This is a genomic window from Sinorhizobium sojae CCBAU 05684 (assembly GCF_002288525.1).
Classification (GTDB): domain Bacteria; phylum Pseudomonadota; class Alphaproteobacteria; order Rhizobiales; family Rhizobiaceae; genus Sinorhizobium; species Sinorhizobium sojae.
Genome location: NZ_CP023068.1, coordinates 334,934 through 347,523 on the forward strand (window position 1 = coordinate 334,934; position 12,590 = coordinate 347,523).

Annotated in this window: 12 protein-coding genes; 9 read left to right on the forward strand and 3 right to left on the reverse strand. The window is 63.9% G+C overall.

Going from position 1 to position 12,590, the window contains the following annotated elements:
• Positions 1-105 precede the first annotated feature (105 nt).
• The 6 genes from gcl (at position 106) to SJ05684_RS19270 (ending at position 6,650) form a co-directional block, all read left to right on the forward strand.
• Entirely contained in the window at positions 106-1,893 is a 1,788-nt protein-coding gene (gene gcl / locus SJ05684_RS19245; RefSeq protein WP_034854526.1) for a glyoxylate carboligase, read from the forward strand.
• Positions 1,894-1,917: 24 nt separating this feature from the next.
• Complete coding sequence (gene hyi / locus SJ05684_RS19250; protein ID WP_095694318.1) at positions 1,918-2,733, forward strand: hydroxypyruvate isomerase; 816 nt, start codon at positions 1,918-1,920, stop codon at positions 2,731-2,733.
• 3 nt (positions 2,734-2,736) lie between these two features.
• Entirely contained in the window at positions 2,737-3,621 is an 885-nt protein-coding gene (locus SJ05684_RS19255) for a 2-hydroxy-3-oxopropionate reductase (RefSeq protein WP_034854519.1), read from the forward strand.
• A gap of 115 nt (positions 3,622-3,736) precedes the next feature.
• Positions 3,737-5,005: a glycerate kinase type-2 family protein gene (locus tag SJ05684_RS19260; RefSeq protein ID WP_034854518.1), complete on the forward strand. Its 1,269-nt coding sequence runs from the start codon at positions 3,737-3,739 to the stop codon at positions 5,003-5,005.
• The gene (locus SJ05684_RS19265; protein ID WP_050979995.1) at positions 5,002-5,532 is read left to right on the forward strand and encodes an ureidoglycolate lyase; all 531 of its coding nucleotides are present in this window, start codon (positions 5,002-5,004) and stop codon (positions 5,530-5,532) included. The genes SJ05684_RS19260 and SJ05684_RS19265 overlap by 4 nt, the downstream gene beginning before the upstream one ends.
• Positions 5,533-5,705: 173 nt before the next feature.
• Positions 5,706-6,650 carry a DUF930 domain-containing protein gene (locus SJ05684_RS19270; RefSeq protein ID WP_034854517.1) on the forward strand — a complete coding sequence of 315 codons (945 nt, stop codon included), beginning with the start codon at positions 5,706-5,708 and terminating at the stop codon, positions 6,648-6,650.
• Positions 6,651-6,776: 126 nt separating this feature from the next.
• Here the strand turns inward: SJ05684_RS19270 and otnK are convergent, their stop codons facing one another.
• The 3 genes from otnK to ltnD are packed head-to-tail and all read right to left on the reverse strand — an operon-like array spanning position 6,777 to position 9,773.
• Complete coding sequence (otnK, locus tag SJ05684_RS19275) at positions 6,777-8,057, reverse strand: 3-oxo-tetronate kinase (RefSeq protein WP_034854516.1); 1,281 nt, start codon at positions 8,055-8,057, stop codon at positions 6,777-6,779.
• 3 nt (positions 8,058-8,060) lie between these two features.
• A complete protein-coding gene (gene otnI, locus SJ05684_RS19280) occupies positions 8,061-8,837 on the reverse strand; it encodes a 2-oxo-tetronate isomerase (RefSeq protein ID WP_095694319.1) in 777 nt (258 codons plus the stop codon).
• Positions 8,838-8,846: 9 nt separating this feature from the next.
• Entirely contained in the window at positions 8,847-9,773 is a 927-nt protein-coding gene (ltnD, locus tag SJ05684_RS19285; protein ID WP_034854514.1) for an L-threonate dehydrogenase, read from the reverse strand.
• A 133-nt stretch (positions 9,774-9,906) separates the two neighbouring features.
• Here ltnD and SJ05684_RS19290 point away from each other — a divergent pair, with 133 nt between their 5' ends.
• From SJ05684_RS19290 to SJ05684_RS19300, 3 genes are all read left to right on the forward strand, one after another.
• Positions 9,907-10,929, forward strand: coding sequence for a LacI family DNA-binding transcriptional regulator (locus SJ05684_RS19290; RefSeq protein ID WP_034854513.1), 1,023 nt, complete (start codon positions 9,907-9,909; stop codon positions 10,927-10,929).
• A gap of 17 nt (positions 10,930-10,946) precedes the next feature.
• Entirely contained in the window at positions 10,947-11,633 is a 687-nt protein-coding gene (otnC, locus tag SJ05684_RS19295) for a 3-oxo-tetronate 4-phosphate decarboxylase (protein WP_034854512.1), read from the forward strand.
• 154 nt (positions 11,634-11,787) lie between these two features.
• On the forward strand, positions 11,788-12,570 hold the full coding sequence (locus tag SJ05684_RS19300; protein WP_034854511.1) for a FadR/GntR family transcriptional regulator: 783 nt from the start codon (positions 11,788-11,790) through the stop codon (positions 12,568-12,570).
• Positions 12,571-12,590 lie beyond the last annotated feature (20 nt).

The following is a 12,590-nucleotide window of genomic DNA, read 5'->3' on the forward strand; positions in this document are numbered from 1 at the left end:
ATTTTCTTGAAAATCATTATTTCCATATCATGGGAATGGTTTCCATATTTGCGTTGAACAAGCCTCCGGATGGTTTAGCATCACCCTCGAACAGGAGGAGTTGCCATGACCAAGATGCGTGCCGTTGATGCGGCGGTTCATGTTCTGGAGAAGGAAGGCATCGATTGTGCCTTCGGCGTGCCGGGTGCCGCAATCAATCCGCTCTATTCGGCGCTGAAAGCGCGCGGCTCGATCCGCCACATCCTGGCGCGCCATGTCGAAGGCGCCTCGCATATGGCAGAGGGTTATACCCGGGCGAAGCACGGCAATATCGGACTGTGCATTGGCACGTCTGGGCCGGCCGGCACCGACATGATCACCGGACTTTACTCGGCCTCCGCGGATTCGATTCCGATCCTCTGCATTACCGGCCAGGCGCCGCGGGCGCGCCTCGACAAGGAGGATTTCCAAGCCGTCGACATTGCCGCGATCGCCGCGCCGGTCACCAAATGGGCGGTTACGGTCAAGGAACCGGCGCTCGTTCCCTTCGTATTTCAGAAAGCGTTCCATCTGATGCGCTCGGGCCGGCCCGGTCCGGTGCTGATCGACCTGCCGGTTGACGTCCAGCTTGCCGAAATCGAGTTCGATCCGGACACCTATGAACCGCTTCAGCCCTACAGGCCCGCCGCCACGCGCGCGCAGGCCGAGAAGGCGATTGAAATGCTGAACGCGGCGGAGCGGCCGTTGATCGTTGCCGGGGGCGGCATCATCAATGCGGATGCCTCCGACCTGCTTGTCGAGTTCGCCGAGATCACCGGCGTTCCGGTCATCCCGACGCTGATGGGCTGGGGCACGATCCCCGACGATCATCCGTTGATGGCCGGCATGTGCGGACTTCAGACGGCGCATCGCTACGGCAATGCGACGCTGCTTGCCTCGGATTTCGTCTTCGGTATCGGCAATCGCTGGGCCAACCGTCATACCGGCAATATTCCGACCTATATGGAAGGCCGCAAGTTCATCCATGTCGATATCGAGCCGACGCAGATAGGCCGCGTCTTCGCGCCGGATTTCGGCATCGTCTCGGACGCGGGGGCCGCGCTCAAGCTCTTCCTCGACGTCGCGACCGAATGGAAGACGGCCGGCAAACTCAGAGACTGGTCGGGATGGGCGGACGAATGCCGCGAGCGCAAGCGCATCATGCTGCGCAAGACCCATTTCGATGAGACGCCGCTCAAACCCCAGCGCGTCTACGAAGAGATGAACAAGGCCTTCGGCCGCGACACCTGCTATGTCACCACGATTGGCCTCAGCCAGATTGCCGGCGCGCAGTTCCTGCATGTCTACCGACCGCGCAACTGGATCAACTGCGGACAGGCAGGCCCGCTCGGCTGGACGCTTCCGGCAGCGCTCGGCGTGCGCGCTGCCGATCCGAGCCGGCCGATCGTGGCGCTCTCCGGCGACTATGATTTCCAGTTCCTGATCGAGGAACTGGCGGTCGGGGCGCAGCACAAGCTCCCCTATCTCCACGTCGTCGTGAACAACTCCTATCTCGGCCTCATTCGCCAGGCGCAGCGGGGCTTCGACATGGATTTCGAGGTGAGCCTCGCCTTCGAAAACATCAATGCGAGCGACGACGCGGAGAAAGGCTACGGCGTCGATCACGTGGCGGTCGCGGAAGGACTTGGCTGCAAGGCGATCCGGGTGAGGAGCCCGAACGAGTTCGCCGATGCCTTCGAGCGGGCCGAGGCGCTGATGAAGGAACATCGGGTTCCGGTCGTCATCGAATTCATCCTGGAGCGCGTCACCAACATCGCGATGGGTGCGGATATCAACGCGGTCGTCGAGTTCGAGGAGCTCGCCGAACGGGGTGAGGATGCACCGACGGCGATCGCCGCCGCGCTGCTCGACTGATCAATTAACCAGAGGAGTAACCGCATGCCGAAATTCGCGGCAAACCTGACCATGCTCTTCAACGAGGTACCGTTCCTCGACCGCTTTTCACTCGCCGCCGAGGCTGGTTTCGAGGGGGTGGAGTTTCTCTTTCCTTATGAATTCGAGAGGACGGCGCTGCGCGCAGCTCTCGACCAGTATGGACTCGTGCAGGTGCTGCATAACCTGCCGGCCGGCGATTGGGCGGGCGGCGAGCGCGGCATCGCCATCCTGCCGGGCCGTATCGACGAATTTCGCCGGGGCGTGGCAAGCGCCATCGACTATGCGACGGCGCTCGGCTGCTGCCAGGTGAATTGCCTCGTCGGCATCGCACCCGATGGCGTGCCGGACAGCGTGTTGCGCACGACGCTCGTTGCCAATCTGAAATTTGCGGCAAACGAACTTGGCAAGCACGGCATCCGCCTGCTGATCGAGCCGATCAACCGCCTCGACATTCCGGACTTCTACTTGAACACGGTCGGGCAGGCGGCCGCGATCATCGAGGAAGTCGACAGCGACAACCTCTTCATTCAGTACGATCTCTATCATCAGCAGCGCACAGCGGGCGAGTTGGTCGGCACTTACAAGCGCCATTCGGACCGGATCGCGCATATCCAACTCGCCGACAATCCCGGCCGCAACGAGCCGGGCACCGGCGAGATCAACTACCCCTTCGTCTTCGACGCGCTGGAGGCAGCCGGCTACGACGGCTGGATCGGCTGCGAATACAAGCCGCTGACGACAGCGGCGGCGGGGCTCGACTGGCTTGGTGCCGAGCTCGCGCGCCGGCAATCCGCAGACATCATCAAGATCAGGAGCTAAGTAATGGCATCTATCGGTTTCATCGGACTGGGCATTATGGGCACGCCGATGGCGCGTCACCTGCAGGATGCAGGCCATCGGATCATCACCTCGAAATTCGTCATCCCGCCGCGGCAGGAACTCATTGACCACGGCCTGGAACTCGTGGAGACGCCGAAGGCGCTTGCCGAGACCGTCGACACGATCATCCTGATGCTGCCGGACACGCCGGAAGTGAAGGATGTCCTCTTCGGCGAGAACGGCGTCTATTACGGCCTCGGCGAGGGCAAGCTGGTCATCGATATGAGCTCGATCTCGCCGATCGACACGAAGGAATTCGCGAAGAAGATCCGGGAAACGGGGGCCGACTATATCGACGCGCCGGTCTCCGGCGGAGAAGTCGGTGCGAAGAACGCATCGCTCAGCATCATGGCCGGCGGCACGCCGGAATCCTTCGAGCGCGCTCTGCCCCTATTCAAGCTGATGGGCAAAAACATCACGCTGGTGGGCGATTGCGGTGACGGACAGGTGACGAAGGTTGCCAACCAGATCATCGTCGCGCTGACGATCGAGGCAGTCTCCGAAGCGCTGGTATTCGCTTCCAAGGCGGGCGCCGATCCGGCGCGGGTGCGTGAGGCACTGATGGGCGGCTTTGCCTCCTCGCGCATCCTCGAGGTGCACGGCGAACGCATGATCAAGCGGACATTCGAACCGGGGTTCCGCATATCGCTGCACCAGAAGGACCTGAATCTCGCGCTGCAGGGGGCTAAGAGCCTCGGCATCTCGTTGCCGAATACGGCGGCGACGCAGGAACTCTTCAACATTTGCGCCGCCAATGGCGACAGCGGTCTCGACCATTCCGGATTGGTCCGCGCACTGGAGCGGATGGCGAACCACCCCGTCGCGTGAGTTCGACGAAGCGCATGATCCGCCGGCGGACTTCCCCATCCACTGTTGGCGATCGTGCATCCGGGCGGCGGAAGGAGGAGCCGCCGCCCGGGCTTTTTTCGAAAGGGAGGGATAAATGGCCGTTATCGCCAGTCCGCGTGCATTCCTGGAGACATTATTCACCGCGGCGGTCGTCGCGGCCGACCCGGCGCGCGTCATCGCCGCCAATCTGCCGGAGCGCCCGAAAGGGCGCACCGTCGTGGTTGGTGCCGGCAAGGGCGCCGCGCAGATGGCGCGTGCCTTCGAACGGCTGTGGGACGGGCCGCTGAGCGGCGTCGTCGTCACCCGCTATGGCTTCGGCGTTCGCTGCGAACGCATCGAAGTGCTCGAAGCCGCACATCCCCTGCCGGACGAGAATGGTCTCACGGCTTCGCGCCGGCTTCTTGCCGAGGTCGGCGGCCTGAGCGAGGATGATCTCGTCGTTGCGTTGATCTGCGGCGGCGGCTCGGCGCTGCTGCCGTCACCCCCGCCAGGGCTTTCGTTCGAGGACGAGATTGCCGTCAATCGCGCGCTGCTTGCCTCCGGCGCGCCGATCCGGGCAATGAATGCCCTGCGCAAGCATGTTTCCATGATCAAGGGCGGCCGGCTGGCCGCGGCCGCCCATCCCGCGCTGGTGGTTTCGCTCGTCGTCTCCGATATCCCCGGCGACGATCCCGGGCTGGTTGCCTCCGGTCCCACGATTGCCGACCATTCTAGCCGGTGCGACGCCGTGAACACCATTGAACGCTATCGCCTATTATTGCCGGAGAACGTTCTGCGCTGGGTGGCGTCGGAGGCTGCGGACGCGCCGACGCCATCCGATCCCCGCTTTACCCGCAACGAAGTGCGGCTGATCGCGTCCGCCGGTGCCTCGCTGGAGGCTGCGGCGGCCAAGGCCCGGGCAGCCGGAATTGCGGCGGCCATTCTGTCGGATTCCATCGAAGGCGAGGCGCGCGATGTCGGGCTGGTCCATGCCGCGATCGGCCGCGAGGTGGCGACGCGTGGGCGCCCGTTCCAGAAGCCCATCGTGCTCCTTTCCGGCGGCGAGACCACCGTCACCCTGCGGGGAACGGGCAAGGGCGGCCGCAACAGCGAATTCCTGCTGTCGCTTGCGCTCGGCATCGACGGCATTCAGGGCATCTCGGCCTTGGCCGCCGATACGGACGGCATCGACGGTTCGGAAGACAATGCCGGCGCCTTCGCCGACGACAGGACGGCCGCCCGGCTCCTCAAGCGTGGGATCGGTGCAGCGGCGCTGCTCGAGCGCAACGACAGCTGGTCGGCCTTCGACCTCCTCGGCGACCTTTTCGAACCCGGACCGACCGGCACCAACGTCAATGATTTCAGGGCGATACTGATCCAATGAGCGAGATAAAAGCAAAGCAGCACGGCAGAGGTCGGGTAATTTCCCTGCTAATTCGGCCCCTGACACCCGCCTCTTTCGCACCCTTCGGCGATGTGATCGACATGAACGCGGCAAAGAGCTTTCCGATCAACGCCGGCAAATGCACGCGCCACCATGATCTTGCCAAGGTCGAGGCGACCGGGCCGGACGCGCGCGTTCTGATCAGCCTTTTGCGCGGCGAGCCCTATGACCTGCCGCTGACGCTGACCATGGTCGAGCGCCATCCGCTCGGCAGCCAGGCCTTCGTGCCCTTGACGAGGAACTCGTTTCTGGTGGTCGTCGCGCCGGACGAAGGCGATTGTCCGGGAACGCCGATCGCCTTTGAGACCGCGCCCGGCCAGGGCGTCAATATCGCCCGCAACGTCTGGCACGGCATCCTGACGCCGCTCCATGGCGTATCCGACTTCGTCGTGATCGACCGCGGCGGCGAGGTTAGCAATCTGGAGGAGCATTTCTTCGATACGCCCTATCGGGTCGAACACGGGTGATTGCATTCACCCTTGTTGCGAAGCGGTCGAGCTCTTAGAGCTGGATGCGCTCACATGCGTTCGCGCCGCCGCTCTATCGCTTTGTTTTTGCCGCATTTGTGCGACGTCAGGTGATTCCACCTGACTGCAAAATGCTCTAGTTTCCGCGCATATGGTCCGCGGACTTTCGAGCAATGCAGCAGGTCAAAAGGAAAATGTGGGGGGAAACCGGTTGGGGCATGCCGACCTCGGTCGCCGTGCATCTGGTCCTGGCGTTCTTGCTGCTGGTCCGATTGCCAGAGCACGGCCCGCCGGCGAAGGAGCAGAGCGTGAATGTCGAGCTCGTACCACCGCCGTCGCAAGCGGAGGAGAAGCCGCCGGAGGAAGTCAGTAAGCCGAGGTCGGAGCCAGCGCGCGCGCAACCGCAAGCATTCGAGTCCGCTTCCGCACGGCTCGACAGGGAGAAGCCTACTCAGCCGCAATTGCCCCCGGCGGCACCCAATCGGATTGACGATTCGCCGCCGAAGCCGGAGCAACCGCCCTCCGCCTCGGCGGAGGCAGAGGGCGCTGAGGAAGACGAACCGTCCGCTATCAGGACAGCGCCTGCGGAATTGCGCGTTGAAGCTAACGAGGCTGTCACCGCGGCCGCCGATGCCGTAGCGCCGCCGAGCGCGCCCGTCCCCGAGGCAAAGCCGACGCCCAAGGTCGCCAAGGCGGATAAGGCCGCGAATCCCGAGCAGGCAGTATCCGAGCGTCAGGCGCCAGCGCTTCAAGAAGCACAGGAACTCTACTCCAAGGATGCGCTGTCCGACCCCCGCGTGAAGCAGGCGATTGGTCGCCTGCCGCCAAAGAGGCGTATCGTTCAGCTTTGCACCATCGAGGCGCTGGAGCAGGTCCGTCGGCAGAGACCTGACGCCTTTCCGGACATGCTCGTGCCCTTCGGCCCCTCGGAGGGATTTGTTTCGCCCGACGGCATGAGCGCCAATGGCGGCGCCTTCCGCAGTCGCGGGAAATGGTACTCTGTGGACTTCAAATGCGAGGTCGACACGGAGACGACGTCGGTCGTCTCCTTCAGCTACGCCATTGGCAAGGCCATTCCGAAAAGCGAATGGGCAGGGCGGCAATTGCCGCGGGAGTAGTTGCGTCTACTGCGACTATTTCCTCCGTGTCCGCCCCTCATCCGGCCTGCCGGCCACCTTCTCCCCGCGCGCGGGGAGAGGGCTAGGGAGAGGGGGCTTTCTAACGTGCATGGTGGTTTCGAGTCTTCAGCGCATCATCGCCAGGGCCGCAGCAAAGAAATCTTCGCCGCCGAAATTGCCGGATTTCAGAGCCATCAGCATCTCGCCTTGCTGATTGCCCACGGTGCGGAGCACTGGTACTCCGGGCGCGATTTCCGGGCCGATCAGGAAAGCGGGAATGGCAAGCTGGTCGACGGTCGCGCCCGAGGTCTCGCCGCCGGCGACGACGAGACGCTTCACACCGCGGGCCACAAGCTCGCTGGCGATCGTTGCAGTCGCGGCTTCGACGGCGTGGCCCGAAGCCTCCCGCCCGTATTGCGCCTGCAGGCGGGAGACGACGTCGGGCGCGGCGCTTGCGGCAATGACGACGGGGCCCGCCGCGATCCGCTCGCTGGCCCAGACAATTGCCGCGGCAACCTCGTCCGATCCCTTGAGCAGCCTTTCCGTGTCGAGCCGCAACACCGGCATCGATCGTTCGGCGACCTCGATCTGCCGTAATGTCGCGGCCGAACAGCTGCCGGCGACGATTGCGGCCAGGCCTCCGACGGAGCGGATGGCGTCATCCGGCCCGGCGCCTGACGAGGATGCGCGGCCGGAACGCGCGATCGCGCGTGCAAGACCGAGTCCGAGGCCGGAGGCACCCGTCGATAAGGCCGTCCGCCACGCCACTTCGCCGAGCGTTTCGAGGTCGCTTTCCGAGACCGCATCGGCGATCGCCGCCGCCACGCCTTCGGCGTTCATGGCCGTGAGCCGTGCCATCACCGCGTCGGGTCCGGCCATCACGGTCGGAAGGTCGACGAGCCCGACCGGGCCGCGCGCCTGTCGCGCCATCACCCGCACCAGATTGGGGTCGTGCATCGGGTTCAGCGGATGGTCCTTGAGCGGGCTTTCGTCGAGCAGCTGTCCGTTGACGAAGAGGTGGCCGAGATAGACGGTGCGTCCGGTTTCCGGGAAGGCTGGCGTGACCAGGACGGTCCCGCCGCCTGCGGCTTCGCTCAGCGCTTCCGTCACCGGGCCGATATTGCCCTGATCGGTGGAATCGAAGGTCGAACAGACCTTATAGAGCACATGGGCGGCGCCCCGGTCTCGCAACCACTTTTCCGCCTTCAGCGCGGCCACGACGGCGTCGTCGGCGGCGACGGAGCGGATCTTCAGCGAGACGACCACCGCATCGACCTCCGGCAAGGCAAGAGCCGGGGCGGGGATACCGACCGTCTGCACCGTGCTAAGCCCGTTCTTCGTCAGCGTGTTCGCAAGATCGGAGGCGCCGGTGTAATCGTCGGCGATCGAACCCAGGAGTATGGCCATCGTTCAGTTCCTTGCGAATGGTTTGAACCAGCCGAGGCCGTCACGCGTCGACCCCCGGGGTGTGTATTCGCAGCCGACAAAGCCGCTATAGCCGAGCCTGTCGATTTCCTCAAAGAGATAGGGATAGTTGAGTTCCCCCCCATCCGGCTCGTGGCGTGACGGCACGCTGGCGATCTGGATATGGCCGGTGATCGGCATCAGGCGGCGGAGCGCCATGGTGACGTCGCCATGGATGATCTGGCGGTGATAGATGTCGAACTGCAGCTTCAGATTGGCGAGGCCGAGGTCCGAAATTACCCGCTCGGCCGTGCCGAAATCGTTGAGGAAGTAGCCCGGCATGTTGCGGCCGTTGATCGGCTCGATCAGCAGGTCGAGCCCTTTGTCGGCAAGGCGCTCTGCCGCGTAGTTCGCCGAGCGCCGATACGCGGTCGTTGCCGCCGCATCGGCAGGATCGGCCAGCCCTGCCATCAGGTGCAGCCGTTTGGCGCCGGTTGCCTCCGCATATTCGAGCGCCCGCTCGACATCCGCCTTCATCTGGTCGAAGCGGCCGGCGAGGGCTGCGATGCCGCGCTCGCCTGCGTCCCAATCGCCCGGCGGCAGATTGAAAAGCGCCTGTTGCAAGCCGTTGCGCGCAAGCCGCTCGGCAATCGCCTCCGGCGGCGCCTCGTAGGGAAAGAGGTATTCGACGGCGGTAAAACCCGCCGCGGCGGCGGCGTCGAAGCGGTCGAGGAACGACCACTCGTTGAACATCATCGACAGATTGGCGGCGAAAACCGGCATGGCATTCTCCTAACCTTTGCTCGGCAATTTTGCGCCGGAAAGCTGGGCATAGAGGCGCGCGAGAGAGGAATCGTCGTCGCGGCCCATGCCGGCGCCGGAAGCGGCGAGATACATCTGCAGCGCGGCCGCCACCAGCGGCACCGGATAGCGCTCGGCGCGCGCCATGTCCTGAACGATGCCCAGATCCTTGACGAAAATTTCGATGGCGCTGAGCGGCGTGTAATCGCCGGCAAGCACATGCGGAACCCGGTTCTCGAACATCCAGGAATTGCCGGCCGAAGCGGTGATCACTTCATAGACCTTTTGAAGATCAAGTCCCTGCTTGGCCGCAAAGCTGATCGCTTCGCAGGCGGCGGCGATATGCACCCCGGCAAGCAGTTGGTTGATCATCTTGAAGGCGGCGCCGATCCCGGCTGCGTCACCCAGTTCATAGACCCTGGCGGCCATGACATCTAGCGCCGGGCGCGCCGCGGCAAAGGCCTCAGGCGAACCGGACGCCATGATCGTCAGTTCGCCCTTCGCGGCTCTAGCAGCGCCACCCGAAATCGGCGCATCGAGATAGTGGAGCCCGAGCGCCTCGAACCGCTCAGCGAGGCTGCGCGCGATAGCCGGGTCCATCGTCGCCGATGAAATGAAGACGGATCCGGGCTTCATTGCCCTCGCGATGCCGTCTGGGCCGAAGAGCACCGCCTCTGTCTGTTGGGCATTGACGACGACGGACACCACGATATCGGCGCCTTCGACCGCATCCGTTAAAGTGGCGGCAACGCGGCCGCCCTCGGCGAGGAAGCGCTCCACGGCGCTTTGGGTGATGTCATAGCCGACAACCTCGAGACCGGCGCGCTTCATCGACTTCGCCATGCCGAAGCCCATGGAGCCGAGACCGATCACGGCGACGGCCGTCGTGTACCCGGTGCCTTCCTTATGCGATGCCATGTCAGCCTCCTCTCCAGCGGGCAAATGCCCTTCTAGCTTCAATTTGGCAGCGCTGCCAATCAATTCTGGTAGCGCTGCCAAGATTTTCCGCTATTGATGGAACTGCGGAGTTTCTCTGGACCGGTGCTCGAGAATGGACGGCGAACCGAAAGAGAGTGGGGACATTAGACGCCTGTCTTCGGTCACTCTGGCCGAGGTCGCCGAAGCCGCCGGGCTCGGCGAGAGCACCGTTTCACGTGTCCTGCGAAACGAAGGCTCCTTTTCCCGCAAAGCGCGGGCCCGCGTGATGGAAGCCGTCGAGCGGCTCGGCTACGTGCCAAACCGGATCGCCGGAACGCTCGCCTCCGCCGGCTCGCGTCTCGTCGCCTTTGTCATCCCCTCGCTGTCGAACATTGTTTTTCCCGACCTGTTGCGCGGCGCGAGCGGCGTGCTGGAGGCAAACCAGCACCAGGCTGTTTTCGCCGTTACCGATTACGATCCGGGGCGCGAAGAGGCGCTCGTCGCCGCCATGCTCGCCTGGCGGCCGACGGCGGTGGTGCTCGCGGGCTTCGAGCACAATGAGGGCACGCGCAAGATGCTGCGCGCGAGCGGCCGCCGGGTCGTGGAAGTGCTCGATCTGGACGGTGAGCCGGTGGACATCGCCGTCGGCTTTTCCAACCGCGCCGCCGGCCGGGAAAGCGCTGCGTTCCTGTTGAAGCGTGGCTATCGCCGCATCGGATATGTCGGCCATGATCTCGAGCGCGACACGCGCGCTGGGAAGCGCCATGCCGGCTTCTGCGCGGCGCTGGAAACGGCCGGTTTCCCACTTGTCGATCGGCAGATCAATGCAGGTCCCTCATCCGTCGAAAGCGGAAGACAGGGCTTGGAACAGCTGCTTGCACGATCGCCTGGTCTCGATGCCGTCTACTTCTCGAACGACGACATGGCGATCGGTGGCTATTTCCATTGTCTCGCGCGAGGAATTTCGATCCCCTCGCAATTGGCAATCTTCGGCTATAACGGCCTCGATATCGGTCGGGTAACGCCGCAGCCGCTATCCACCATCCGCACGCCCCGGGTGGTGACAGGGCAGGTGGCTGCCGAGCTCGTCGTTTCGAACGCGCCGCCGCAAATGGTCGACCTCGGTTTCGAACTCATCGAAGGCGCGACCGCCTGAACTCGAAAGGACCCACCATGTCCGAGACGCGTCTGCGCGAGGATATCTGCCGCTACGGCCGCTCCCTCTTCGAGAGGGGGCTTACCCCGGGCTCCTCAGGCAACATATCGCTGCGCCTCGACGACGGCGGCTGGCTGGTGACGCCGACCAATGCCTCGCTCGGGTTCCTCGATCCCGCCCGTATTTCCCGACTCGACGCAGAAGGGCGGCTTGTTTCCGGCGACAAGCCGACGAAGGAGATCCCGCTGCACTCCGCCCTCTATGAGACGCGCGGTAGCGCGCGGGCGATCGTCCATCTGCACTCGACCCATGCGGTGGCGCTCACCATGCTGCCCGAAATCGATCCGCGCGCGGCGCTGCCGCCGATGACGCCCTATTATCTGATGCGTGCCGGCGAAACGGCGCTCGTGCCCTATTATCGTCCCGGAGATCCGGCGGTTGCCGATGCGATCCGCGGACTGGCCGGCAAATACTCCTCCGTGCTGCTCGCCAATCACGGGCCGGTTGTTGGCGGCGAAAGTCTCGAGGCAGCGGTGTTCGCGACCGAGGAATTGGAGGAGACCGCAAAGCTCTACCTGCTGCTGCGCAACCTCAATCCGCGTTATCTGACCCCGGCGCAGGTCGATGATCTTGTGAAAACTTTCGGGCTCGTGCTGCCTTCGCATCGGGACCACAAGGACCACCAAGACCACGATTACGAGTGAGCGGACCGTTTGGTCATCATGCACTGCAAACGACGACGCAGCATTTTTGTTGCGGCGCGGCATCGAAGAGGGGTTGACCGAACGCCCGCTTCGGCCATCTATTCATCACACTGATCTGGTGGACCAACCAGTGGATCAGTGGGAGGCGGTGAGAGTGAACGGCAGTCCAATCCTCACGCAGATGCCGAAGGTTGGCCGGAGCCTTGAGCGCCGGACTGCGCGCGAGGTGATTGCCGACAAGCTGATGGTGCTGGTCGCGACCAACATGCTGCGGCCGGGCGACGAACTGCCGGGCGAACGGGAACTCGCAAGCGTGCTCCACGTCAGCCGCGAGACGGTTCGCGGCGCGATCCAGACGCTTGCAGCGCGCGGCATCATAGAGGTGTCCCAGGGCAGCCGCAGCCGCGTCGCCAACGTCGACCTCAGCCATTTGCCCGTGACGATCGCCTCGCCCAATGCGATCGACAGCTACGACCTCGAAGACGTCCATGCAGCTCGCCTTCACATCGAGCTGAAGGTGGTGGGCGATGCCGCCGAGAACATGGATGAAGAAGCGCTGCGCAAGCTCGAAAGCCTGTTGGAAACGCAGAGGCTCTGCGGCAACGATCCAATGCGCTTCCTCATCTGCGACCGTGAATTCCATGTGGCGATCTATCGGGCCTGTGGCAATCCGCTTCTGTCGGACTTCGTCACCGATCTCTACACGTACATGATGGATTATCGCCGCAGCGCCATGTCTCGGCCGGGCGCAATCGAGGCGAGCTATAAGGATCACAGCGAGATCGTCGAAGGCCTTCGGCAACGGGACCGAGAGGCAGTCGTTGCGGCTTTCCGCCATCATCTCATGCGCATCTATCAGACCACCAAGGACCTGCTCGTCAAAGGCGCTGCGAGCGGCAGGAAGCAGAAGCACAAGGGAACGCTCAACCCGGATTGATCCGGACTGTGGCCGAACAG